Here is a 23,623-nt window from a genome sequence, read left to right as displayed (position 1 = left end):
TAACGATAACGCGGCGCATTATGTTATTTGCCCGGGTTAGCAATTATTATTTTATGCCATGGCAGCTCTTCGGGGGTCTTGCGAGAAGAAACCGATCTGCTAAAGATCAAGACATGCCATCACGCACCGTGACACGCTCCTTTGACTGCCTCACCGCCATGCGCGCACTGGGGGAGCCGACTCGGCTGCGGCTGGTGCGGCACCTGATCAGCGGGCCCAAGGCGGTGACTGAGCTGTGCGAGACACTGCAGGTGACGCCCTACAATGTCTCCAAGCACCTGCGCGTGCTCAAGGAAGCAGGGCTTCTGGAGGTGGAAAAGCAGGGGCAGCAGCGGATTTACGCCTTGGCGGAGGCTTTTAGCGAGAAGCTGGCGCGAAATGCCAACACGCTGGACCTGGGCTGCTGCCAGTTTCATTTCGACAAGCTGCCGGAGTAGGGAGCAAAGGCGATTCGGGCGCACTTTTCGACAGAACGCCGCAGTTCTGGCGTCTTGAGTGCCTGATTGTTTTCTCTCCCGCCATGATTCGCCCCCTCCTCTTTCTGTTTGTTTCCAGCGCGTCGCTTCTCGCCGCGGCCAAGCCCAATGTGCTGCTCATCTGCGTGGATGACCTCAAGCCGCTGCTCGGATGCTATGGGGACCAGGTGGTGAAGTCGCCCAACATCGACCGGCTGGCCGCGCGGGGCGTTTTGTTTGAAAAGGCCTACTGCAACCAGGCCGTGTGCTCGCCTTCGCGCAATGCGCTGCTGACGGGGCTGCGGCCCCAGGCACTGGGAATCTATGAGCTGGCGACGAATTTCCGCAAAGCCGCGCCGAATGCGGTGACGCTGCCGCAGCATTTCAAGGCAAACGGCTACCGTGCCGAGGCGCTGGGAAAGATCTTCCACGTGGGACATGGCAATGTGAATGACGTGGACTCATGGAGCGTGCCGCACTACACGCCCAAGACGATCAGCTACGCGCTGAAGCAAAACGACCTGCCGCAGTCCACCCGGGAGCAGGCTCTCTTTGAGAACAAAACGGAGGCCTGGAAGCTGCCGCGCGGAGCAGCCACGGAAGCGGCGGACGTGGCCGACAACAAATACGGGGACGGCATGATCGCCGACGAGGCGATCAAACGCCTGCAGGCCGCGAAGCAGAAGCCCGACGAGCCGTTTTTCCTGGCGGTGGGCTTTTTGAAGCCCCACCTGCCCTTTGTCGCACCCAAGAAGTACTGGGACCTCTACGATCCAGCTTCCTTCAAACTGCCTGCGCTGCAAACGCCCCCGGAAGGCGCACCTGAATTTGCCCCGACTACCTGGGGGGAGCTCCGGCAGTACATGGACGTGCCAGAAAAGGGCCCGTTGACGGAGAAACAGGCCCTGCACCTCATCCACGGCTACCATGCGGCAACGAGCTACATGGACGCACAGCTGGGCAAGGTGCTGGATGCGCTGGACGCGAGCGGTCTGGCCGGCAACACGATCATTGTCTTCTGGGGAGACCATGGCTGGCATCTGGGCGACCACGGCATGTGGTGCAAGCATACGAATTATGAACAGGCCGGACACATCCCGGTGATCGTCTCGGCACCAGGGATCAAAGCAGCCCGCACGCAGGCGCTGATCGAGTCCTGCGACATCTACCCCACTCTGGCGGAGATGGCACAGCTGCCCGCACCACCCCAGGGAGACGGGCGCAGCTTTGCCAGCGTGCTGCGCGCTCCGACCACCAGCACGCGCGATCATGCGATCCATGTTTATCCGCGAGGTGGCGGGCTGATCGGGCGTGCGATCCGCACACAGCGGCACCGTCTGGTGGAGTGGAAGAAGCCGGGAGACGCACCGGAGAATGCCGTGCTGGAGCTGTATGACTACGAGGCTGATCCTGCGGAAACGAAAAACCTGGCTGCGGCGCAGCCTGAAGTGGTGGCCGGCCTGCGAAAGCTGCTCGCGCAGCACCCTGAGGCAAAGCCGCAGATCTCCGCCAAATCTGAGGCAAAAGCAGCGCCAGCGAAGAAGCCGGTGCAGGACCGCGGCAAAATGTTTGACCAGCGCGACAAGGACAAGGACGGACAGCTCACGAAGGAGGAGTTTCTCATCAATCAGCCTGATCCTGATGAGGCACCCAAGCGCTGGACCAAGTTTGACACCGATGGCAGCGGCACGCTGAGCCGGGAGGAGTTTGTCAAAGGCGGCAGGAAATAACCCCTTTCTTCCACCTGGCCCTACGGTATCTGCCTCTTCCAGATCTGGCAAAGATACCAGGCCTTGAAGGCAGCCGCCAGCTCACGGTAGTTCGAGCAGCTCTTCAGCATCGTCCCCGCAATCCCCGCGGCCAGAAACTCCGATGCAAACTCGCTGCGGTGTGCGCGTGTGACGTTTCCCTTGCGCATCTTGCCAAGGAAATGCCCCATTTCACGCAGGAGCTGCTTTTGCAGGGCCTTTCGCACAGCTTGCGGCTGCTCCAGGGAGAACTCCTTCAAAAACGCAGCCACCTTGAGATAGCTCGAGATGCGGTGGTGCACTTTGTCTGCATCGCGTGACTGCGTCAGTGAGTCGGGGTTGCTCCTGTAGCCGTAGCGTGGCGGCTGTGAAAACCCCGTTCGTTTGGCGGCCAGCGCCATTTGCACGGTCCATGGGATGTCTTCATGGATCATGTCCTGCCTGAACCGCATCTTGGCCTCTTCCATGACGCTCCTCCGGCAAAACTGCAGCCACACATAGTGGGGCCATTCACGCCGTTGGACACACTGCACGATCCAGTCGGCGCCTGTCATCACTTCATCCCATGGCTGGTGGCTGAGAATGGCCGGCGGCTGAGAATCCAGCAGCGCCTTGGGCTCCGTCCTGAAGCTGAAGCCGTTGCACACCAGAAAATCCAGATCATCCTGCTCCGCCTTCCTTTGCCAGGCCGCCAGCGCTCCTGGAGCCAGCCAGTCATCCCCATCCAGGAAAGCCACCCATTTTCCAGATGCGCGGGCCAGGCCGGCATTCCGCGCCGCAGAGACGCCCTGGTTCTCCTGCTCAATCACAATGATCCTGGGATCAGCCTTCGCATGCTCTTTGATCAGGCTCAGTGAAGCGTCCTTCGAGCCGTCGTCGATGATGATAATCTCCAGCGCCAGCCCCTCCTGGGCACGCGCCGAGGCCAAAGACTCGTTCAAAAAGAGCTCGTTGTTAAAGACTGGGATGATGAGCGAGACGTCGGGATGCATGAATTCAATGCGCGTCGTTGAAAACTTTGGTTGGTTGCCAACGCCCTGCTCATAGGAGGCCAAGCCCCCCCTTCCTTCAAACGACATCTGCACAATTCACGATCACGCGGCCTGGCCGACGCCTCTCAGCCTATATTCAGTAGGCGATACGCCTGTGTGACGGCGAAACCAGGCAGTGAAGTGAGAGGCATGGCGAAACCCCAGTGCGAACGCGATTTCTTTAAACGTGGCACCATCCGCCACAATTCGCTCGCGTGCGATCTCCAGCCGCCGTCGCTCCATAAACATTCGCAACCCGATGCCGAAATGCTGCTGCATCAGTTGCTCGGCGCGACGGCTGCCGATCGGAAAACCCGGCGGCAGAGTAGGAGTTGTCTGGTCAGGCGGCAGCGCTTGCAGCCACGCGACAATCTGGTCCACACGGCGCCTTGAACGCGGCCGGACCTCCAGCTCAACGCCCAAATCCTGCACGGCCCCCATCCACACGGCAAACCACGCGGCATAGGCAGCCTCACGCGCCACCCACTCGCTGGCGGAATACACACGTGCATCAATCGCCTGCCGATAGGTCACGGCTTTCTGAGCCCCATGAATGCTGGAGAAAAGCCTTTGTGTCGCTTTCCTCAAATCAGGCGCCTCCGCAGCGAAATTGAGCGCATTGCGGAACAACGACGTACCATCCGGCCACTGGCTGCGGAAACCGACGGAGAGCAGCCGCGTATCCGGCGCAAACCAGTGCCGCCTCATCTGGGGCGACGAAAAAAATGCCTGCCCGCGTGGGACGCGGGTCTCTTTGCCGTCCGTGCGGATGCGCACCTCACCATGCTCCACAAAAAAAACTCCCGCAGGCACCGGAATCTCCGCAGACCAGACCCCGGGCTGCGGCACCGGACTGCGGTAAACCCACAGCCACTCATGGCGCAGGCTGCGCCAGACATCGGCAGGAAGCTGCGGGATGGCCTTCGGTTTCGGCATCACCCAGCTATGCTGCGGGATGTAAGGGATTTCAATACGGCATAACTCAGCCTGGTTGCCAGCACCGCCTGCATGGCTTTGATCCGCATATGAAATCCAACTTCCTGCTGCTCGCAGCATTCGCGGGTGCTCTCACCGCACAGGAGCCTCGTCAGATCAGCGGCATCTGCCCGGCCCTCGCCATGTTCAACAATGAAGGGGAATGCGGCACTGGCGCTGTGGTTCCATGGGCTGATCGCCTCTGGGTGGTCACTTACGGCCCGCACCTGCCCTTTGGCTCCAGCGACAAACTTTACGAGATCACCTCAGACATGCGGCAGATTGTACGGCCGGAAAGCGTGGGCGGCACCCCCGCAAATCGGATGATCCATCCGGAGTCACAGCAGCTCTTCATCGGCCCTTATGTGATCAGTGCCGACCGCAAGGTGAGGGTGATCCCACCGAACAAGATGCCCGGGCGCCTCACTGGCAATGCGCGCCACCTGAGCGATCCCGACGGAAAGATCTACTACGCCACGATGGAGGAGGGCCTCTACGAGGTGGACGTGAAATCACTGGCCGTCACCTCGCTCATCCGGGACGGCAATCCGCTGAAAAAAGGCTTCACCGTCACCACCCCGCTGACCAAGCTGGAGTCTCAGCTTCCTGGCTATCATGGCAAAGGCCTTTATTCCACTCAGGGCCGCGTGATTTATGCCAACAACGGCGACCGCGACAAGCGTGTGCTCACAGACCCCACGACACCCAGCGGCGCGCTGGGAGAATGGCGCAAACCCGGCGATGACTGGCAGCTCGTCCGCCGCAATCAATTCACCGAAGTCACCGGCCCCGGCGGCATCCAGGGCAGCCCCGCAAACGCGCCGGCATGGAGCATCGGCTGGGATGCCAAGTCGCTTATTTTAATGCTGCTGGACGGCGGCAAATGGCAGTCCTTTCGCCTGCCCAAGGTCAGCCACAGCTACGACGGCGCCCACGGCTGGAACACGGAATGGCCGCGTATCCGGGACATCGGCGAAGACGACCTCCTCATGACGATGCATGGAGCCTTCTGGCGCTTTCCCCGCAGCTTTTCCGCCGCCAGCCCCGGCGGCATCCGTGTCCGCAGCGCTTACATGAAGGTCATCGGCGACTTCTGCCGCTGGAACGACCGCCTCGTCTTCGGCTGCGACGACTCGGCAAAGTCGGAGTTTCTCAACAAGCGCAAGGTCAAAGGCGGCATCGACAGCGTCGGCCAGTCTCAGTCAAACCTGTGGTTCACCAGCACCGAAACGCCCGGCAGTCTGGGCCCCGCGCATGCCAGCGGTGCCGTATGGCTTCACGAAAGCGTGAAGGCGGGAGATGTGGCAGACCCCTTTCTCGTGGCCGGCTGGAAACACCGCAGCATTTGGTGGATCGACCATACGGCAGGCACGGCGAGACGCGAGGACATCAGCGGTGACGATGAGTGGCTGAAAGCGAAAGCCGGCCAGGATGGCAGGGATGTCAGTGTGATCATCACACTCACGGATGGGGACCCACGCGGCACCGAGGCACATGCCATGTTTGATGGCCTGGCGAGGGCAGAAGATGAAAAAGTGCAGACGGGCGTGTTCCGGGCCCGCGGCGAAAACAAGCGTACGCTGAGCTATGCGGCTGATGCGGGCTACTACGAACTGGATGCGGATCTGAAGCTGAAGCGGGTGGAAGACGCAAAAACAGAAGCGTTTGTTAAGACCAAGGTGGCGGTTCCGCGAAATGTCATCACCCTGGACGAAGCCAGTGTGCTGGTGGTCGATGACCGTGGGCGGCGCTGGCGGCTGCCACGCGCCACCCGGGCGCTGGATGCAGCCACCAAAGCAGGCGAACTGCGTGTCTGCCGCGAGGTGGCGACAGAACGAGACATGCTCAGCGCCTGCGGCACCTTCTTTGAGCTGCCCGCCGAAAATGCCGACGGTTTCGCCAAAATCCGCCCCATCGCATCTCACGATCTGCGAGTGACGGACTTCGGCGGCTACCGCGGCCTGTTTCTCATGAGCGGCATCAGGCCAGACGCACCTGCCGGAGAGCACATCCTCCGCAGCGATGACGGCAAAGCGGCGCTGTGGGCCGGGGCCATTGATGACCTGTGGAAACTGGGCAGGCCACGCGGGGAAGGCGGCCCCTGGAAGAACACAAAGGTCAAATCAGGACAGCAGAGCGACCCCTACCTCATCTGGGGCTATGACAAACGCACGCTCACGCTGAGCCATGCTGCACCGCAGGCGGTGAACATGAAGGTGGAGCTTGACCTGACGGGCACTGGCTTGTGGGTGCCATTTCAGAAGGTGCAGGTGCCGGCGCAAAAGGAGCTGACTCTGGAATTTGAACCCGCTGTGCAGGCACGCTGGCTGCGCGTGACGGCGGATGCCGCATGCACGGCAACGGCACAGCTCAGGTATGAATGATCATTTTTCACCCGCCGGAAGGGGGGGAATCCAGCCCGGGTATCGTGCCATTTTAATATTTTTCGTCCCGCTCCACAAGAACGCCGGCGGTGCACCCCGGTGGTTTTTTCTGCGTTTGCTGCAGCAACTGTGTAAAAAACTCATCGCTTACACGACCGGCAGATGTCACATTCCGCGTATCCACAGCCATGCCAGCCACATTCGGCCAGTTGCTCACTGAAGCGCGCGAAAAACGCGGTTTGTCCATCGACGACGCAGCTCATGAGACACGCATACCCGCACAGCGCCTGCGTTACATGGAGTCCGACAACATCGCGGCCTTTGGCAGCCTTACGTATGCACGTTCGTTCATCCGCCAGTACAGCGAGTTCCTTGGTGTGGACTCCTCTTCCATCCTCGAGGGGCTTCCCGAGGGAGCCCTGGGCGGAGAGCGCGACTATCGTTACCTCACACAGTCTCAGGGGCCTTGGCTGCGCGAGCCTGCAGCTCACACTGCCAGTCCTGCGGCCGCTCCTGCCGGAAGCGTACGCTCCATCAAATCACCACTCCCCGCAGCTCTCGGGGTTTTTGTGTTCGTTCTTGCCTGCGTCGCCATGTGGGGGAGTCACATGGCTTACATGCACAGCCAGACAGAACCCGCCGCCCTGAAAGCTCTGCCTGTCGAGGACGATGAGCCCGCCTCCCCTGCCCCAGCCACGGTTGGAGGGACAAATGTAAAAACAAAACAGGTGGATTTTCCGGTCACCGCCCATAAAGCTGTCCCGGTTAACTGATCTGCGAATGTCTGCGCCTCAAACCATTCCCAAAAAATCTGTCTGGTGGCTCGAATCCCTCATCGGGTCGGCGGCCATCATTGCGGGTGTCGCCACCGCTGCTTATCTCAACGAGACCGCACGCGAGATCGTGACCCAGGGGCTGGCCTACTTCTTCACCTTCTTCTCCACCCCTTTTGTGCTGGAGGCCAGCACCGCCTTCATCGGATTTTGCATCGTCATGTTCATCAACAACCGGCGTGTCGAGCGTGAAGGCGACGGCTGGGTGGAAATGGAGATCACAGACACAGCGGCACCGAAAGAGCACAGCATCAGTCAAACGCCTGCTGAGAAAGCTTCCGAGGTCTGAAGTCTGACCGGCCTTCAGCACGTACATTGTTTCACCCTTCGGACCCGCCGAATGTGAACCTGCCGCCTGCATGACTTCCGCCACGCCTTCCGCCCCCCTTTTGCCAGCCGGCCACGGGCTGCGCGTAGTGGCGGCCGGCAAGTTTCTGCAGCTGGCCGATGGCACCCCACATTTCCTGCGGGGTGTCACCTATGGCCCTTTCAAACCCAACTCCCGTGGCGAGCCCTTCCCCGAAGACGCCCAGCTGGCCGCCGATCTCCGCCACATCGCTTCGCTGGGATTCAACACCCTGCGTTTGTACGAGCCACCGACAGCCGTCGTGCTGAGTGAAGTCGAGGCCCTCGGCCTGCGCCTCATCGTTGGCATCCCCTGGAGCGAGCACACCGACTTCCTTGCCAGCCGCACTCTCTGCCGTGAGATCGAAGCCCGGATCTCCGCCATCTGCAGCCAGTTGCAGGGGCACTCCTGCATCACCGCGTTTCTCGTCGGCAATGAAATCGAGAAAACCCTGGTGCGCTGGATGCAGCCCCGCAGGGTGCGGGCATACATCGAAAAACTGATCGGGACCGCCCGCCGCAGTGCGCCGCAGACGCTCGTCAGCTACGCCACGTATCCTTCCACCGGCTATCTCCTCCCGCGCAACGCAGACTTCATCGCCGTAAACGTCTATCTGGAGTCACCCGCTGCATTCAGCGCATGCCTCTCACAGTGGCAGAATCTGGCGGGCAATCAGCCCCTGATCATCACTGAATTTGGCTTGGACGTCGCCACTCACGGACCTGAGCGGCAGGCAGAGGTCATGCGCTGGCAGCATGACTGCCTGCTGCGCGGCGGCTGTGCCGGTGGCGTCTGGTTCGCCTACACCGACGAGTGGCACCGGGGTGGCAAAGAAATCACAGGCTGGCAGTTTGGTCTGGTGGACAGCGGGCGCAATGAACGCCCTGCCTGCACCCTCATCCGAAAGCTCCCCCCCGCATGGCCGCCTCCCGCCTTGCCTCCACGCATCTCTGTTGTGGTATGCACACACAACGGAGCCTCTACTCTCGGACCGTGCCTCAGCTCACTGGCGGCCCAGCGCTACCCCGATTTCGAGATCCTCTTGATCGACGATGGCTCCCGCCAGCACATTGCCGAGATCGCCGGAGATCATCCTCAGGTCCGCTATCAGTTCCAGGAGCATTCCGGGCTCAGCGCCGCACGCAATCTCGGGGCCCGGCTCGCCACCGGCTCCATCATAGCCTACACCGATGACGACTGCATCGCCCATCCAGACTGGTTGCTCCACCTGAGCCATGCCTTTGAGGACGGCAGTGTCGCTGCCGCCGGTGGGCCCAATATCCCGCCCCCGCCGCGCAATCGCATCGAACGCGTGGTGGCTGCAGCACCGGGGGCTCCCGCACATGTGCTGCTGGATGACACCGAGGCCGAGCACCTGCCGGGTTGCAATCTTGCCATCCGAAAGGATGCCCTCACTCTCATCGGCGGTTTTCAGGTCGAATTCAAAACAGCCGGTGATGATGTGGACATCTGCTGGCGCCTGCGTGAGACCGGCAGGCGTCTGGTCTTTGTTCCCGGGGCGATGGTCTGGCACCATCGGCGTTTCAGCATCCGCGCCTATTTGACTCAGCAGTTTGGCTACGGCCAGGCGGAGGCCCTTTTGATGAAAAAGCATGCTGAGCGCTTCGGCATTCTCGGCGGGGCCCGCTGGCGCGGTGGCATTTATGGAGACCAGCATCTGGCAGATTATCCGGTCGAGGGCAGCATCTTTCATGGCCCCATGGGACTCGGTGCCTTCCAGGTGATCTACTCCTCCACCAGCTTCCGCTGGTGGCAGTGGTTCACCGGCCTGCTTTGGCCCGCCCTGCTGCTGCTCGCGCTCATTTTTCAGCAGCCATGGCTGGCTCTGGCGCTGCTGGGTTTTGCCTGCTGGTCCGCCTGGCAGGTCAGCATGCGCAATGCCGCCTCGGCAGGCATCCGCCGCCTGCCGGACCGGCTGCTGCTCTGGTGGCTGTGCTTCCTGCAGCCGGTGGTGCGCGAATGGGCTCGGCTGCGCGGCATGCTGTCACTGGGGGCACGGCCCAGTCGTCATCCGCTGCTGCCGGACATCATGCCGCCGGTACGACCACATAAAATCACCTTCAGCCTCGGCACGCTGCGCTTTTGGAGTGAAGACAGCACCACCCGTGAAGCCTGGCTTCAGGAACTGCGCAAGCTCCTCAGATCCTCCCACATCATCTATCGTGAAGACGACGGATGGCGCTGGTTCGACATCGAAGCCTGGCCTTGGTCGGAAATTTCCCGCGCCTATTTGAGCGTCACTGAGTTTCATGGCGACGGACGTTGCCTCACCCGGGTGCGGCTGCTTCTGCGCATCCGCCGCAGCCTCGGGTGGAATCTGCTTTTGTGGCTAATCGTCACCTCGATTTTGATGGTGGCGGGCCTCCATGCGCTGCTCGTCATGGGACTGCTGGCAGCCATTGCCATCACCTTGCTGCTGCCGCTGGCTGTGTGGTTCATCCGCCGGGAGATGTGCCGCCTCGTGCGCGCCGCGGCCTCCAAGGCCGGGCTGGCCGAAATGCGCTAGCGCTTCAGCATGCGCGCGGCGCACAGCCAGAGCAGCACTGGCACGATCGCGCTCAGGGCAAAAGCCCAGGCGGGCTCGCTCTGCCCCAGGTGGCCGATGGCGGCGAAGACAAAACCCGTCGGCACCGCGCCGCAGGCCAGCGCTGGCAAAAACACCCGCCAGCGCATGCTCGAAAGTCCTGCCAGGCAGGCCACCGCCTCCGGCAGCACCGGCATCCAGCGGGAGAGCGCCACCAGCCAGCCCCCCCGTTGCTCAAAGATTTCCTCGCCACGGCGCAGCCCTTCTTCCCCGGCAATCCTGCGTGCCGCACCACGCCCCAGCCAGCGGCACGCCGCATACGCGATGATGCCGGAGAGCATCGACCCGGCCGTGCAAACCAGCCCCCCAACCCACCAGCCATACATCCACCCCAGTGCCGACATCACCACCGTGGACGGCACCGGCAGCGCGATGTCAGCCACCAGCAGCACCACGCCGGCAACCCAAGCCCACTCACCATAACCCTCCATCCAATGGCGCGCCCCTTCAAGGCTCAGCGTTTGGTCAAACTTCTCACCCCAGATCAGAAACGGCACGATGATCCCCGTCAGGATGACAAAGATGAGGATGAAGAGCGAGCGGCTGCCACGGGTCATACCTTAACACAGCAGGCAATCGACCCCACGGCAAGAGCGCACACGCTCTGGCAGCTCACTCACAGACTGGCACCGGCCTAGAATTTCACCTGCACCCCCACGCTGCCGCCGATCACAGGATCCTGCCCGGCGGTCGCCGTGGTCACGCTCGCAGTCAGGTTCGTGCGGTCGTTGATGGAATAAACCATGTCACCACCGAACTGCACCCAGTCCTGCTTGATACGCTGGCCGGGAACATTGAAGTTGAAAAGCCCGATGGTCTGCCCGCTTGTGGTCACTGCCGTCTGGTCAAAGCGGTGCACCCATTCCGAGCGCAGACGAATCTGCAGTTTCTCCGCGAAAAACAGGCGGGCGGCGGAAAGGCCGTAGCGCAGCTCCGTGGCCGTGTGGTTCTGCTGGTTGAAGTAGGCAGGGAACCCACCACCCTGCTCTGCATACCCGCCCATCTGCATGTTGTTGGCGGTGTACTCGATCTTGGGCGTGATGCCAAAGCCGGCCACTTTGACCACGTCCAGCCAGTGGACGCTGAAGCGGAGCGTGTTGGAGTTGATGTGCGGCCTGCCAGTCGAGGTGTCGATGTTGCCGGCGTTGAAATAGTTGCGGTCGATCTTGGCGTCCCAGTTGCCCATGGCACCGGTCAGTGTGAAGACCAGCGGCAGATTCGTGGGCTTGTAGCTCAGCTCCATCAGGTAGTACTGTCCGTTCAGCAGTGTTTTGCCGCCCAGCGCCAGGGTTTGGCTCACCCAGTTCTGGCCCACGCCCACCCCCACCAGCAGCTGCTTGTCAAAAAGGTCCACCGCACCACCCACTTCAGAAAGGTAGGAGTTCGAATTGTAGCGGTCCCAGCGGCCCGCGTCCCCCGTGAACCAGAAATGACGGCTCACACCCTTCATCATCTGCAGCGGGATGTGATGTGCCCCGTGCAAAGTCATGTTCAGCACATTGTAGCTCTGCTGGGTCACGGACCCGCTGCCGCCAAGAGTGTTGTAGAACCCGGCCGCATCGATGGAACCACTCCCCGCACGCGCGATGTAGCCCGAACCTTCAGCCATGCCCACGATCACCTTGCCGTCTTCGCTGATTGCGGTGGCCGTGTCATAATGCAGGTCTTCAGACACCGTGGCCCCCGTTTCTTGCAGCCACTGGTTGACGGTCTTCACTCCCCACGCAGGCGACGCCACAAAAGCAAGGCTGTCGTAGCACAGCCTCAGGTCGCTGTTGGCATCGAAATACCCCACCGTGGTGCCGTTGTTGCTCACCCCGAGGGCTTCGCCATGCTGTGAATAGGACGAATCAGCAGCCATGATCTGGCTCATAGGCCCGCCCAGGTATGAAATGAAAGGAGCAGAGCCATCGGCTGTGTCTGCCCAGCCCACGATGTAGGCTCCGTTGCGGCTGATGTCATTCGCTTCGCTCTGGCCTCCTGTCACCAGCGCACCCAGGGACACCGCCATGGGCGAGTCTCCCTTGAGATCCCAGTACACCGCCTGGGTGATCTCGTTGCAGCCGTTGGCCACATAGGACGCACCCACCGCACGTGTGCCGGCGGCATCCATGGCATTTGCCCACGCGCCTGTGGCATCCGCCAGCGGCTGCAGCACCGTCGGCCTCAGCCCGCTGTCCGTGGTGTCTGTCCACCACAGCGCCCTGTAGCCCCTGGAGTCCCCCGTTTCGAAATAGTCTTCACCCACCGCCATGGAGCCATCATCCGTCACGTCATAGGCCGCCGCCCATTGAGTGTTGCAGTCATAGTTTTTCAACAGCCTCAGCTCCATATCGGAGCACAGTGAGTTGCCGTACACGAAAGCCAGCCCGTCATAGCAGTCATCGCAGAGGTCAATCTCACCCGCTATCCACCCCGAACCAGAGGTGAAGCGGCTGATGCCGTAGGCACGCACCGAAGAAATGTGCAGGCACCCGTCCACCCCGTTTTGGATCGTGGACTTGAGGGACTCGGAGCAGTCATCGCCTTCAAACCAGATACGGCCGGAGCCGCGTCGGAAAGACGTGCCAATCACCACCGAGCCATCACCGCTGATGTTCACAGGGGAAAAATCAAGCGGCTGCAGGCTGGGTATCTCCTCAGGGGCGTCGGCACGCAGCAGCGCAGCGCCGGAAACAAAGGTGATTAAGGCAATGGTACGGAAACAGTTCATGGGAGTTCTTGCGTTTTTTGAGCCGATACACTTAAACAAACGACATCTGTCTCAATAAGCTTTTGCTTTATTCTATAAGCAATTATCTAGCCTATTGGATACACGATTATCAACAATTTAGCAGATCAACGTCTTTAAGCTTCCCATCCAAATCACAGAACAAAAATCACACAACTGAAAAAATCATGTTTTTGCGCAGTTTCACACAACGAAACAGCCAGTCGCCGAAATTCTGCAGGTAGCAAGCCTCAGCGCATGAGAGGCACAGCATTCTCCACCATGCCAGCCTCACGCTGCCCCGCGCCAGGGCTCTTGGCATCACCAAGATCATCACGCGCCTTTCCTGCCAGGGCGGTCAGCCGGGCCACCACCTCAGGATGCTCCGCAGACACTTCATGCGTTTCACTGACGTCGTGCCTCACGTCAAACAGGGCCAGCTTGGTGGGCTCCTGCTTTCCGCCCATGCCTTTCGCCTTGCCTGTGAGCGGCAGATAAAGCTTCCAGTCTCCCGCTCGCACCGCCTGCAGCTGCTCCATTCGGTAATAAAAGAAGCCGTCGTCATCCCATGGCGATGCCTTGTTTCCGGCATCCGCAAGCATCGCAGTCATGTCATGCCCATCTATCTTTTGCGGCGGCAGCCCGGCACCGGCGAGGCGGGCAAAGGTCGGCAGCAGGTCCATCGTCGAGCACAGAGCGTCATTCACCGTTGCGGCAGCTATCCTGCCCGGCCAGCGCATCACACAGGGCATGCGCATGGCCCCCTCAGAAGTGTCGTAGCCATGGCCTCGATAGGGCGCATTGCTGCCCTGCGGCGGCGTGCGTTTCACCGCTCCGTTGTCGGAAGTCCACACGATCAGCGTGTTGTCCGCCAGTTTCAGCCGCTCCAGCGCCGCCATGATCTCCCCCGTGCTCCAGTCGAGCTCCTCCACCGAGTCGCCATACTCACCGTTCGCACTCTTGCCGCGAAAGTTTTCGCTCGAAAAGGGATGTGCGGTTGATCCCGGCATCGTGTGCGGCAGGTAGAGAAAGAAAGGCTCCGCCTTGTGCTGTTCGATGAAGCGCACCGCCTCCTCCGTGCAGCGTTTCACCAGGTGATCACGGTCTGCAGGCGCCTCGATCACCTTCTCTCCGCGCATCAGGGGCAGCTCCGGCCACACGTCCGGCTTTTTATCCTTCGTCATGTCATCGCTGTAGGGAATCCCGAAAAAGTCATCAAACCCCTGCTTCGTCGGCAGAAACGCCAGCTGATCCCCGAGGTGCCATTTGCCGATGCACATCGTGGCATAGCCCGCGCTTTTCAAAACCTCCGCCATCGTGACCTCGCTTGGGTTGAGCCCCTTGCGCGCCACCGGCTGCAGCACCGCACCTCCGGTGTCGCTGACATGCATGCCTACTCGGCGCGGGTAGCAGCCCGTCATCAAAGCCGCGCGACTCGGCGTGCAGACCCCGCTCGCCACATAGAAGCTCGTGAACTTCATCCCCTCCGCCGCCAGCCGGTCCACATTCGGCGTGCGATGCAGCTTCGAACCGAAGCAGCCCAGATCGCCGTTCCCAAAGTTGTCGACAAAAATGACGATGATGTTCGGCTTCGCCGCGATGGCGCTGACGGACCACAGCAAAAGGAGGCAGAGTATTTTCATGGAAAAGCGGATGGCAAAAAACGATGCCGCCAAAGCCATTCTGACTACGGCGCCCATGGAAATGGATCTGCATTCAAACGGAGCCGGGCCTCGCTTTTGAGCGCGATTTTCTGAGCTCCCACGGACGGAATCACGTGCACGGACGCCACCAGCACGGCCGCACCGATGAATAGCGCCAATGCCACAAGCCAGCGGGCGGAAAGCAGCCAGCGTGAGCCCCGGCGCGTGGCAAGCAAGCGCTGCATGCGGGCGCGCAGCCCGGAGCTCCGGGCAAACGGCAGGGCAAAGGACGGCATCGGCATCTGCGTGGCATGGGCCAGCAGCATCTCGCCATACTCCTGGCGGCTGCATGCCTTCGTGGCCGCTTCGTCGCAGCAGACTTCGGATTCCGCCTCGTAGATGCTGCACAGCGCATGCATGGCAGGATTCCACCAGAAACATGCACGCACCAATGCGGCGCAGAATCGGTGCAGCCCGTCCATCTGCCGCGCATGCTGGCATTCATGACGCAAGGCGGCGTTCAGCGCCCCCTCAGGCCATGAGGCTGCGGCCACAGGCAGAAGCACGCAGGGCCGCAGCCAGCCCGTCATGCAAGGACCTGCGACATCCTCAGTGAACCTCACCTCAAAGATGCCATCTGCGCTCAGCGCGGACTTTTGGGCCTGCCTCACCAGTCTCTCGATGCCTGTGATGTCGCTCAGCACACGCAGCAAAAAAATCACACTGCCCATGACCCAGACTGTCTTGAGAACCAGCCACAGCCTGCCCGGCTCCGTGCTGCTTCCTCCTGCAACAGTGAAGGCCATGGCCGGAAGATCTGACCATGGCAGCGGCAGCCACGGCAGCACCCACAGCCCCCACATGCCCAGCAGGGCAAAACCACGCCTCACCTGCGGATGCTGCGACGGCACCACCAGCGCCGCCACGCTCATCAAACCAGCCCACAAAGTGGCTTTGAGTGCGATGGCGATCCAGCAGGCAGTCATAACGTATGGGAATTGGATCAGGAACGCGACTGCTCGTCCAGCAGTTTCCGGATCGCGGCGACTTCCTCCGGCGGCAGCTTGCGGTCTTTCGCATCCAGCAGCGAGGCCATCAGCTTGCCGGGAGAGCCGTCAAAAAACGTGCGCATGAGCTTCCGCAGCGCCGTATCACGCGCCTTTTCACGCGAGATGGCAGGCTCATACACATACCGGCGCGACTCGCGGGTGTGCTTGAGCAGCTTCTTGTCCACCAAGATGCTCAGAAGGGCGCGCACAGCAGAATAGGAAGGCTGGTCCGGCATCTCCTCTTGAATCTCCTCTGCCGTGGCCTTGCCCAGCCGATAGACGATGTCCATCGCCTGCCGCTCGCGTTTGGAGAGTTGGTCATCTTTGGCCGCCATGTGCTGAAAATGCTGCATTTAAGCAGAATGGCAAGCGGGTATTGAGGAGTATAGCCGCTGGCAGCCATCAAAAAATCACAGTTCACCGAAATGCATATTTTTCAGCATTTAGTCTTGCCAGAAATTCAAATGCTGATATTTCTGCATTTATGAACCCAGCCCAACTCCGCCGTCTGTTTGTTAGCTGCTCTGTGTCAATGGCCGTCGTCATGATGGCTTCGTGTGCTTCGGAAATGCCCGCCCCTCCGCCCCCGCCCCCAGCACCGGTGCATAAGTCCGGGTACGGGTCCTACCATTCCGATCATGCTGCAGCTCGCATCCAGGAACGGCCCGGCCTCGGCACCTCCGCAGGCCAGGAGCGCTACTCGGCTTTGGAAACCACGCGCCTGATCCGCAAGTCGGACACACCCGACGCAGTGGATTCCTTTCACTACAATGACGAGACGGGAGCAAAGACCATGGTGGAAGTCCTGGGGGGAAGCATGAACAAGCACAGCGGCCTCTTTTCAACGGCCGGGGAGCGGCTGAAGGCAGGTCTGCTTCACTATGGCAGCGCTTATCCTCACTACGAGGTCAACGACAAACGCATCGTCATCGGCGAAAACGGCGACCACTATGTGGTGAGGCTGGAGAACAGGACCAAAAAACGCATCGAAGTCGTGCTGAGTGTGGACGGCCTGAACGTCCTGACGGGGAAGGCAGCGAGTCCGAACCAGCATGGCTTTGTGCTGGAACCCAAAGCAACGTACAATGTGGACGGCTTCCGCAAAGACAGCACGACCGTTCGCTCATTCGTCTTTGGCAGCGTGGCCCGCGCCAAAGCCGCAGCCAGTGGTGGCGCCAGCAACGTGGGCGTGATCGGGCTGGCAGTTTTTGAAGAAGACGAGGCACGGGTCAAAGCCGAGCTGCTGAAGGAGCAGCAGGCACGCGAAGGCGCCAACGCTTTCCCAGGCGCGCGCTGACTCACGGTGTAGGAGCCTCCCAAACCGCCACGCCCATGTGGTAATGACCACATTCGGGTGCGGCTTTGGAGTAGTAAGCCGTGACGATCTTCCCATTCGCAAGCTGCACGCTGGAAGGATAGCCACAGTCGCTCACCTCGCTGCGCGCGAGACGGATGGGAGCGCTCCAGGTTTTGCCCTCATCGCTGCTGAATTTGGCGCAGACTCCGTGACGCCCGGCAATGCGCACTCCATAGCTCAGCAAAAGGCGTTTGTCGCCGAGTCGGGTGAGGTGGCCGTTGATCTCGTTGCGTTCCGTGACTTTCAGAGGCTGGCCCCAGGTGGCACCATCGTCATCGCTGCGGAAGAGCTCCATCTGCATGGTGCGGGCGGCGGCCAGCCAGCTTTTGCCACCGAGCGGGAAGATGTCGGTTTCATTGTGGGTGGGCCCGATGATGGACTGCGGCTTCCACGTCACCCCATCATCATCGCTGCGAAAGCACCAGGAACGCCAGCCCTTGGTCTTGGATGATTTCGCCGGATCTGCCATCTGGCCCTGATAGCATGACGTCCTCAGTGTGCCATCTTGCGCCGTCCAGATGTCGCCAAAGGGGATGTGCTCGGTCCATTCGTCAGATTCGGAGGCAGGAAAGACATCACTCTTGCTCCAGGTGCGGCCACCGTCTTTGGAGCGCATGATCCAGCTGCGCAGCACGGCATCACGAAACGCGGCCTGCTTGGGCCTGCTGGGCTGCTTCACATTCGTCCAGCCGGAGCAGAGCACGAGCAGGTCTCCGTTCTTCGCCAGCCCTGCCGCATGGTTCATGCGGATCGTGTCCGGCTCATGACGAGTCACAGTGCTTCGCTTCTCCCATTTCAAACCATCCCCACTGGCATAGCAGTCCACATCTCCCTGCATCGTGCCATGTCCGGGCTGATTGAAAAGGATGGCGATGAGGCTGCCATCCGGCATCAGCGTGAGGTTTGGCCAGGCGCAGACGTTTTCGACGGCCACCACTCGGTGCAGACCCGCAGGCTCCGCCTCCTCGGCAGCAGAGGAAGCAAACGCAAACGTGAACAGGCATGCGGCGGTGAAGATAAGTTTCATGCCTCCCTCAAACGCCGCAAATGCGGTGTTCATTGCGGACGCTCGGCCACCATCAGCCGCGTGAAGGCTCCGTCGCTGACATTGTAGTAGATACGTTTCCCATCTGCGCTGAAGATCGGATGAGGGTGGTTGCGACGCCAGGATTTGGCCCCTCCGTTTTGAGCAAAGCTGTGCAGCAGCACCCACTTGCCCCCGCGCATGTCGGCGACCATGACGCCCCACTCATCACCCTTGCCACCCGCGTTGCGGCTCATCCCATCGGTGACCATGAGCATGCCATCCGGACTTACAGACGGATGAGTGCCACTGAGGTTCGGCACATCCTTCAGGCGGGTGAATCGCGCCGGATTGTCAGCGATGTCGAAGCTGATGTTGCCTGCTTCAAAAATGTGCTGCGAGTCCGGCGTCCAGGCAGGGTGGCCCCACTGGTTGCGCTGCCAGACACACGCGCCTTTTTCAGTGTCATAGACCACCGTGCCCTGGCGATGGCTTGCCCTGCTGGACATGTAGTCGTCTCCACCGTTGCCCGCAGCGACTTTAAAAAAGGCCTTCTTCAGATCCGGACTGAGCACGGGAAAAAAGATGGAGCAGGGCTTGCCCGCAAACTCCTTCTGCAGCCACTCACCATGCTTGGCCTCCACCTCGCTGATCTTCGCCATCGTGGTGGTCTTGCCGGTGGCAGCATCCCACACCTCAAGATCTCGATACGGCCCCGGATTCCAATGGCATCCATACATGGGCAGCAGGTTTCCTTCCGGCCTGCCAAAACCTACCTGATGATCTTCCGCAACGACTGTTTTCTTCAACGTCTCCACATCGACCACGACCACGCGCCACTTTTTGTCGATCACTTCGTGAAACGCCACGCGCTTGCCGCCGGAAAGCCACTGCTGGCAGGCCACACGGTGGGCGTCCTCGGTGTGGATGTTGTCAGCCAGCACCGTCTCCTTGCCCGTGGCACGCTCGATCATGCGCACCTCCCCCAGCTGTCCCTTGAGAGTGGTCGAAGTGAAAAACAGCACATGCCTGCCATCCGGACTTTCGGGATTCGTGAGGTAGTAACTGTGCGTGGTATGGCGGCCTTCCACGGCGCACACCGGCTTGATGACAACGTCCTTGGACCACGCCGCGACGGGATCGGCGGCGGCGACTAAACGGCAGGAGAACAAACAAAGGATGGCGATGCGAAAAGACGGCATACGCGTGGAACGACGTGACTGGCGGGAGACTTGCCACTCCCCGCTCAGAAAATCTGGACGGCGGCACACCCGATTTAGGGAAATCGCGTTGAACTGCGTCTGCTTCCTGCTCTTGATAGCGGCCGATGGTTCACACTCTCCGTCGCCTCCTGCTGGGCATCTTTCTGATCATGGCCGCCGCCAGCGTGCTGCTGCTGTCCGACCTCGGGTCACGCGTGAAAAGCACGGCGGCACCCAAGCCCGGCCGGACCATGCGCGTGGCGCTGCTGCAGCATGCCTCTCAGGCCATCCTGGACCAGGGACGCGAGGGGATGATCAGAGGCCTGAAGGAGCAGGGCTGGGAACAGGACAAAAACCTGGAGCTCAAGCTCTACAATGCCGAGGGTGACAATGCCGTCTCCCAGACCATCGCCAAAGAGATGGCCGGTGGCGGCTATGATCTGCTGATGACGATCAGCACCGTGTCTCTGCAGGCGGTGGCAAACGCAAACAAGGCAGGCGGCACGCCGCATGTGTTTGCGCTGGTCTCAGATCCCTCGGTGGCAGGCGTGGGTGTGAGCAAAACGAATCCGCTGGAGCACCCGGCGCACCTCGCGGGCTTTGGCACCATGCAGCCAATCGCGCAGGCGTTTAAGGCCGCACGCGAGATGAACCCCGCCCTGAAAAAAGTGGGCGTCGTGTGGAATGCGGCGGAGGCCAACTCCGAGGCGCAGGTGAAGCTGGCGCGTGTGGTTTGCAAAGATGTGGGCATTGAGCTGATGGAATCCACCGTGGACAACTCCTCCGGCGTGGCCGAGGCGGCGGCGGCGCTGGTCGCACGCGGTGCGGAGGCCATGTGGATGGGCGGTGATGTGACGGTGATGACCGCAGCGGAGAGCCTGATCGCCACCGCAAAAAAAGGCGGCGTGCCTTCCTTTACCGTCATTCCCCCAAATGTGAAAAAGGGCGCGCTGTTTGATCTCGGCGCGGACTATCTGGAAGTGGGCCGTCTCGCAGGCAGCCTCGCGGGTGAAGTGCTCAATGGCCGCAAGCCGGGCAGCGTGCCGATCGTCAATGTGATGCCTGAAATGCTGACGGTGAATGTGCAGGCAACCGCAGGGCTGAAAGACACTTGGAAGATCCCCGAGGAAATGCAGAAGCGCGCAAAGATCGCCATCGATGCAAACGGCGTGGAGCATGTGGCAGCAGCCGCAGAAGTGCCGAATCCCACCGGCAAGAAGTGGAAGATTGCCATCGTGAACTACATCGAGTCCGGCCCCTCCGAAGACACCTCCTCCGGGATGAAGGCCGCGTGGAAGCGCAGCAAGCTCGTGGAGGGCAAGGACTACACCCTCAGCTACCGCTGTGCGCAGGGAGACATCGCCTCCCTGAGCGGCATCTTTGATGCGGTGCTGACAGAGAATGCGGACATCATCGTCCCGCTCTCGACACCCTCCCTGCAAACAGCCGTGCAAAAGGTGAAGCAAACACCCGTGGTGTTCTCGCTGATCGCCAATCCCATCGTCGCAGGCGCAGGAAAAAGCTACACAGACCACCTTCCCAACATCACCGGTGTCTCCGTGCTGGCTCCTGTGGAGGAGGCCATGGCAATGATCCTGAAAAACTTCCCGCAGTACAAAAGACTCGGCACCCTTTTCTGTCCGGCCGAGGCAAACTCCGTCGATCTGAAGGAGTCCTTTGAAAAGCTCTGCAAAGACCACGGCCTCACGCTGGAATGCGTGGCGGTGAACACTTCCAGCGACCTCGCCGATGCGGCGCTCTCGCTCGTGTCGCGACCCATCGATGCGGTGGTGCAGATCTCCGACAACCTGAGCAGCACCGGATTCAACGCGATCACCAAGGCCGCACGTCAAACACAGAAGCCGCTCATCAGCCTGAACAGCACCACCGTCCCGCTGGGCGCGGCGATTGCCATGGGCCGCGATTACTACAACACCGGCGAGGTCACCGTGGAAATGATCGAGCGCGTGATCCGCGGCGAGGATGTGTCCAAAATACCCTTCATTCTCCCGCCGCGTGTGTTTTTCAGCGCCAGCCCCGCCAATGCCGCCGCCGTGGGCATGACCCTGCCACCGGAACTGCTCAAGCAGGCTGACAAAGTGAACCAGTAACCCATGGAAATCTCCCGCCAAACATCCGGTGATCTCATCATTCTGCGCCTCGCGGGGCGGCTGGATGCCAACTGGTGCAACCACGTGGAATCCGCGCTCTCCGCCACCGTGCGCGACGGCGAGCACCGCCTGCATCTGGACATGAGCGCGGTCAGCTACATCAGCTCCGCAGGCATCCGCGTGCTTCTGGCCTGCCACAAGCAGCTCCGCGCCATCAATGGCCTCTTTGGCGTCATCCGCCCGTCTGAGGCGGTGCGCTCCGTGCTGGAACTTTCCGGCTTGCAGATGCTCATCACCTCGGAGACCGCCGCAGCAGCCACCGAGGATGCCGGTAAAAAACTGGCCTCCTCAAGCGCGGCGTATGAGCTCTTCCCGCTCGGTGGTGGCGGCATGAAAATCGAGACCGTGGGCGAGGTCGCCACGCTGGCCCGTGGCTGCACAGACACACACCCTGCCACAAGACGATTTGATTCAGCCACGGTAGCTCTGGGCATGGGCGCACTGGGCGGCAGCTTCGCCGAAAACGCCGCACGCTGTGGCGAACTGCTGGCGGTGGCAGGTGTGGCGGCCTTCCAGCCTGCGGACGGCTCCAGCCGCCCTGACTTCATGCTGAGTGAAGGTGCTCTCGTTCCAGAGGGACAGCTCGTGCTCGGCCTGTCCGCTCAGGGTTCCTTCAGTTCCCTGCTGCGCTTTGAAGCCAACGACGAAGACCGGCGCATCGGCCTGACGGAGCTGATGCAGACAGCGCTCGAATCCAGTGGTGCTAGTGCGGCGGTGGTCGTGGCGGTGACAGAGACGGCGGGCCTAGTCGGCGCCTCTTTGCGTCAGTCTCCGGCATCTGACGCAGGTGCTGCAAATGAGCGCTTCGGATTTCCGCAGATCCGCGACTGGCTCTCCTTCACCAGCGAGCGCTCATTCCGCGACAGCACCTCGCTCATGGTCGGCGTGATCTCAAAACCAGGCTCCGCCATCGATGCCCTGCTGCGCCCACTGGCGCGCGGCACCGAGCTGCTGGGGCACATCCACGCCGCCGTGTTTCCTTACCGGCCGCTGCGCAAAGGCCTCATTGATCTTCAACCCGCCGTCACGAGCCTCTTCGACGGGCAGGCTCTTCAGAGCGTTCTGCACCTGATCTCCGATCCACGCGGATTCAACGGCGCGGGCGAGAGCGAGTTCTACCGTGGCGCAGTCTGGATCGCACCCATCATCACCTAGAGCATGACCCTTCTCATTGGCGCATTGATCATCGGCCTCATCCTGGCGCTTCTGGCGCTGGGGGTTCTGGTGTCGTTCCGCATTTTCTCGATGCCGGACATCACCACGGACGGCTCCATCACACTCGGCGCGTCCATTACGGCGGTGCTGCTTGTGAAAGGCGTGAACCCGGTGTTGGCCACCGCAGCGGGAGCACTGGGCGGCGCGGCAGCGGGCGCTGTCACGGGCGTGCTGCACACCAAGTTTAAAATCAACTCGCTGCTCTCCGGCATTCTGGTGATGACGGCGCTGTATTCCGTGAACCTGCACATCATGGGCCGCAGCAATGTGCCGCTGATGCAGGCCACCACGCTGGCCAGCTACGGCGAGAGGCTGGGCGAATGGCTCGCTGGTGGGAAAACCATCCACATCCTGGGCTGGCCGGTGGCTGCGGCAGATGCTGCGGTGCTGTTCCTGGCGCTCGTTTTCAGCTCGGCCGCAGGGGCTGCGATGTTCGCCTTCTTCCGCACGCAGATCGGCACCGCCATGCGTGCCACGGGCGACAACGCCCAGATGATCCGCGCGCTGGGTGCCAATGTGGAGGGCAACATCATCCTCGGCCTGGCGCTCTCGAACGGCTTTGTGGCCCTCTCCGGCGCGCTGCTGGCGCAGTACCAGGGCTTTGCAGACGCGCAGATGGGCATCGGCATGGTGGTGTGGGGGCTGGCCAGCGTGATCATCGGCGAGGCGCTGACAGGCACACGCAGCCTCGGCATGAACATCATCGGCGCGATCATGGGCTCGGTGCTGTTCCGCCTGCTCGTCGCCATCGCGCTGCGCTGGGGTTTGAATCCGAACGACCTCAAGCTCATCACCGCGCTGTTTGTTTTTGCAGCGCTCGTGCTGCCCGGCTTCATCGAACGCTGCAAACGCAGGCCCACCTCCGCCACCTGACC

At 61.2% G+C, this 23,623-nt stretch carries 19 protein-coding genes; 10 read left to right on the top strand and 9 right to left on the bottom strand.

Features of this window, described 5'->3' with window-relative positions; all coding sequences use genetic code 11:
• Nucleotides 1–113 precede the first annotated feature (113 nt).
• On the top strand, nt 114–437 hold the full coding sequence (locus tag ACZ5WW_RS17285; protein ID WP_184341237.1) for an ArsR/SmtB family transcription factor: 324 nt from the start codon (nt 114–116) through the stop codon (nt 435–437).
• Nucleotides 438–520: 83 nt separating this feature from the next.
• Nucleotides 521–2,185 carry a sulfatase-like hydrolase/transferase gene (locus ACZ5WW_RS17280; RefSeq protein WP_377165968.1) on the top strand — a complete coding sequence of 555 codons (1,665 nt, stop codon included), beginning with the start codon at nt 521–523 and terminating at the stop codon, nt 2,183–2,185.
• 20 nt (nt 2,186–2,205) lie between these two features.
• Here ACZ5WW_RS17280 and ACZ5WW_RS17275 read toward each other — a convergent pair whose 3' ends face one another.
• Together ACZ5WW_RS17275 and ACZ5WW_RS17270 are read right to left on the bottom strand one after the other, a co-directional pair.
• Nucleotides 2,206–3,195, bottom strand: a complete 990-nt coding sequence (locus ACZ5WW_RS17275) for a glycosyltransferase (RefSeq protein ID WP_377165970.1) — start codon at nt 3,193–3,195, stop codon at nt 2,206–2,208.
• A 102-nt stretch (nt 3,196–3,297) separates the two neighbouring features.
• Nucleotides 3,298–4,170: a helix-turn-helix domain-containing protein gene (locus ACZ5WW_RS17270; protein WP_377165972.1), complete on the bottom strand. Its 873-nt coding sequence runs from the start codon at nt 4,168–4,170 to the stop codon at nt 3,298–3,300.
• Between the two features lie 89 nt (nt 4,171–4,259).
• Between ACZ5WW_RS17270 and ACZ5WW_RS17265 the strand changes: the two genes are divergently transcribed.
• From ACZ5WW_RS17265 to ACZ5WW_RS17250, 4 genes are all read left to right on the top strand, one after another.
• Nucleotides 4,260–6,593 (top strand): hypothetical protein, encoded by a 2,334-nt coding sequence (locus ACZ5WW_RS17265; RefSeq protein ID WP_377165974.1) that lies wholly within the window; start codon nt 4,260–4,262, stop codon nt 6,591–6,593.
• A gap of 188 nt (nt 6,594–6,781) precedes the next feature.
• Complete coding sequence (locus ACZ5WW_RS17260) at nt 6,782–7,366, top strand: helix-turn-helix domain-containing protein (protein ID WP_377165976.1); 585 nt, start codon at nt 6,782–6,784, stop codon at nt 7,364–7,366.
• A gap of 7 nt (nt 7,367–7,373) precedes the next feature.
• Nucleotides 7,374–7,715: a hypothetical protein gene (locus ACZ5WW_RS17255; protein WP_377165978.1), complete on the top strand. Its 342-nt coding sequence runs from the start codon at nt 7,374–7,376 to the stop codon at nt 7,713–7,715.
• A 70-nt stretch (nt 7,716–7,785) separates the two neighbouring features.
• Nucleotides 7,786–10,299 (top strand): glycosyltransferase, encoded by a 2,514-nt coding sequence (locus tag ACZ5WW_RS17250; RefSeq protein ID WP_377165980.1) that lies wholly within the window; start codon nt 7,786–7,788, stop codon nt 10,297–10,299.
• Here ACZ5WW_RS17250 and ACZ5WW_RS17245 read toward each other — a convergent pair.
• The 5 genes from ACZ5WW_RS17245 to ACZ5WW_RS17225 form a co-directional block, all read right to left on the bottom strand.
• Nucleotides 10,296–10,934 carry a TVP38/TMEM64 family protein gene (locus ACZ5WW_RS17245; RefSeq protein WP_377165982.1) on the bottom strand — a complete coding sequence of 213 codons (639 nt, stop codon included), beginning with the start codon at nt 10,932–10,934 and terminating at the stop codon, nt 10,296–10,298. The two genes, ACZ5WW_RS17250 and ACZ5WW_RS17245, sit on opposite strands and share 4 nt — an antisense overlap.
• 77 nt (nt 10,935–11,011) lie before the next feature.
• The gene (locus tag ACZ5WW_RS17240; protein ID WP_377165984.1) at nt 11,012–13,090 is read right to left on the bottom strand and encodes an autotransporter domain-containing protein; all 2,079 of its coding nucleotides are present in this window, start codon (nt 13,088–13,090) and stop codon (nt 11,012–11,014) included.
• 248 nt (nt 13,091–13,338) lie between these two features.
• Nucleotides 13,339–14,730 carry a sulfatase family protein gene (locus ACZ5WW_RS17235; RefSeq protein WP_377165986.1) on the bottom strand — a complete coding sequence of 464 codons (1,392 nt, stop codon included), beginning with the start codon at nt 14,728–14,730 and terminating at the stop codon, nt 13,339–13,341.
• Nucleotides 14,731–14,774: 44 nt separating this feature from the next.
• Nucleotides 14,775–15,716, bottom strand: coding sequence for a M56 family metallopeptidase (locus ACZ5WW_RS17230; RefSeq protein WP_377165988.1), 942 nt, complete (start codon nt 15,714–15,716; stop codon nt 14,775–14,777).
• Between the two features lie 17 nt (nt 15,717–15,733).
• Nucleotides 15,734–16,114 (bottom strand): BlaI/MecI/CopY family transcriptional regulator, encoded by a 381-nt coding sequence (locus ACZ5WW_RS17225; protein WP_377165990.1) that lies wholly within the window; start codon nt 16,112–16,114, stop codon nt 15,734–15,736.
• Between the two features lie 233 nt (nt 16,115–16,347).
• On the opposite strand from ACZ5WW_RS17225, the gene ACZ5WW_RS17220 reads away from it, so the two are divergent.
• Entirely contained in the window at nt 16,348–17,076 is a 729-nt protein-coding gene (locus ACZ5WW_RS17220) for a hypothetical protein (RefSeq protein WP_377165992.1), read from the top strand.
• Nucleotide 17,077: 1 nt separating this feature from the next.
• Here the strand turns inward: ACZ5WW_RS17220 and ACZ5WW_RS17215 are convergent, their stop codons facing one another.
• Both ACZ5WW_RS17215 and ACZ5WW_RS17210 read right to left on the bottom strand, forming a co-directional pair.
• Entirely contained in the window at nt 17,078–18,163 is a 1,086-nt protein-coding gene (locus tag ACZ5WW_RS17215) for a sialidase family protein (protein ID WP_377165994.1), read from the bottom strand.
• Between the two features lie 29 nt (nt 18,164–18,192).
• On the bottom strand, nt 18,193–19,362 hold the full coding sequence (locus tag ACZ5WW_RS17210) for a TolB-like translocation protein (RefSeq protein WP_377165996.1): 1,170 nt from the start codon (nt 19,360–19,362) through the stop codon (nt 18,193–18,195).
• Nucleotides 19,363–19,487: 125 nt separating this feature from the next.
• Here ACZ5WW_RS17210 and ACZ5WW_RS17205 point away from each other — a divergent pair, with 125 nt between their 5' ends.
• Genes ACZ5WW_RS17205 through ACZ5WW_RS17195 form a run of 3 tightly spaced genes read left to right on the top strand, consistent with a single transcriptional unit; the run spans nt 19,488 to nt 23,621 of the window.
• Nucleotides 19,488–21,473, top strand: coding sequence for an ABC transporter substrate-binding protein (locus ACZ5WW_RS17205; protein WP_377165998.1), 1,986 nt, complete (start codon nt 19,488–19,490; stop codon nt 21,471–21,473).
• Nucleotides 21,474–21,476: 3 nt separating this feature from the next.
• Nucleotides 21,477–22,688: an STAS domain-containing protein gene (locus ACZ5WW_RS17200; protein WP_377166000.1), complete on the top strand. Its 1,212-nt coding sequence runs from the start codon at nt 21,477–21,479 to the stop codon at nt 22,686–22,688.
• Between the two features lie 3 nt (nt 22,689–22,691).
• Nucleotides 22,692–23,621 (top strand): ABC transporter permease, encoded by a 930-nt coding sequence (locus ACZ5WW_RS17195; RefSeq protein WP_377166002.1) that lies wholly within the window; start codon nt 22,692–22,694, stop codon nt 23,619–23,621.
• Nucleotides 23,622–23,623: the final 2 nt, after the last annotated feature.

Source organism: Prosthecobacter fluviatilis, assembly GCF_055388355.1.
Note: the sequence above shows the minus strand (reverse complement) of the source record. Positions and strands in the feature narration are given on the sequence as shown.

What these genes read in the sequence shown, in the direction of transcription:
- ACZ5WW_RS17285 (WP_184341237.1), top strand. Translation starts at nt 114, where the DNA reads ATGCCATCACGCACCGTGACACGCTCCTTTGACTGCCTCACCGCCATG.
- ACZ5WW_RS17280 (WP_377165968.1), top strand. Translation starts at nt 521, where the DNA reads ATGATTCGCCCCCTCCTCTTTCTGTTTGTTTCCAGCGCGTCGCTTCTC.
- ACZ5WW_RS17275 (WP_377165970.1), bottom strand. Translation starts at nt 3,195, where the DNA reads ATGCATCCCGACGTCTCGCTCATCATCCCAGTCTTTAACAACGAGCTC.
- ACZ5WW_RS17270 (WP_377165972.1), bottom strand. Translation starts at nt 4,170, where the DNA reads ATGCCGAAACCGAAGGCCATCCCGCAGCTTCCTGCCGATGTCTGGCGC.
- ACZ5WW_RS17265 (WP_377165974.1), top strand. Translation starts at nt 4,260, where the DNA reads ATGAAATCCAACTTCCTGCTGCTCGCAGCATTCGCGGGTGCTCTCACC.
- ACZ5WW_RS17260 (WP_377165976.1), top strand. Translation starts at nt 6,782, where the DNA reads ATGCCAGCCACATTCGGCCAGTTGCTCACTGAAGCGCGCGAAAAACGC.
- ACZ5WW_RS17255 (WP_377165978.1), top strand. Translation starts at nt 7,374, where the DNA reads ATGTCTGCGCCTCAAACCATTCCCAAAAAATCTGTCTGGTGGCTCGAA.
- ACZ5WW_RS17250 (WP_377165980.1), top strand. Translation starts at nt 7,786, where the DNA reads ATGACTTCCGCCACGCCTTCCGCCCCCCTTTTGCCAGCCGGCCACGGG.
- ACZ5WW_RS17245 (WP_377165982.1), bottom strand. Translation starts at nt 10,934, where the DNA reads ATGACCCGTGGCAGCCGCTCGCTCTTCATCCTCATCTTTGTCATCCTG.
- ACZ5WW_RS17240 (WP_377165984.1), bottom strand. Translation starts at nt 13,090, where the DNA reads ATGAACTGTTTCCGTACCATTGCCTTAATCACCTTTGTTTCCGGCGCT.
- ACZ5WW_RS17235 (WP_377165986.1), bottom strand. Translation starts at nt 14,730, where the DNA reads ATGAAAATACTCTGCCTCCTTTTGCTGTGGTCCGTCAGCGCCATCGCG.
- ACZ5WW_RS17230 (WP_377165988.1), bottom strand. Translation starts at nt 15,716, where the DNA reads ATGACTGCCTGCTGGATCGCCATCGCACTCAAAGCCACTTTGTGGGCT.
- ACZ5WW_RS17225 (WP_377165990.1), bottom strand. Translation starts at nt 16,114, where the DNA reads ATGGCGGCCAAAGATGACCAACTCTCCAAACGCGAGCGGCAGGCGATG.
- ACZ5WW_RS17220 (WP_377165992.1), top strand. Translation starts at nt 16,348, where the DNA reads ATGCCCGCCCCTCCGCCCCCGCCCCCAGCACCGGTGCATAAGTCCGGG.
- ACZ5WW_RS17215 (WP_377165994.1), bottom strand. Translation starts at nt 18,163, where the DNA reads ATGAAACTTATCTTCACCGCCGCATGCCTGTTCACGTTTGCGTTTGCT.
- ACZ5WW_RS17210 (WP_377165996.1), bottom strand. Translation starts at nt 19,362, where the DNA reads ATGCCGTCTTTTCGCATCGCCATCCTTTGTTTGTTCTCCTGCCGTTTA.
- ACZ5WW_RS17205 (WP_377165998.1), top strand. Translation starts at nt 19,488, where the DNA reads ATGGTTCACACTCTCCGTCGCCTCCTGCTGGGCATCTTTCTGATCATG.
- ACZ5WW_RS17200 (WP_377166000.1), top strand. Translation starts at nt 21,477, where the DNA reads ATGGAAATCTCCCGCCAAACATCCGGTGATCTCATCATTCTGCGCCTC.
- ACZ5WW_RS17195 (WP_377166002.1), top strand. Translation starts at nt 22,692, where the DNA reads ATGACCCTTCTCATTGGCGCATTGATCATCGGCCTCATCCTGGCGCTT.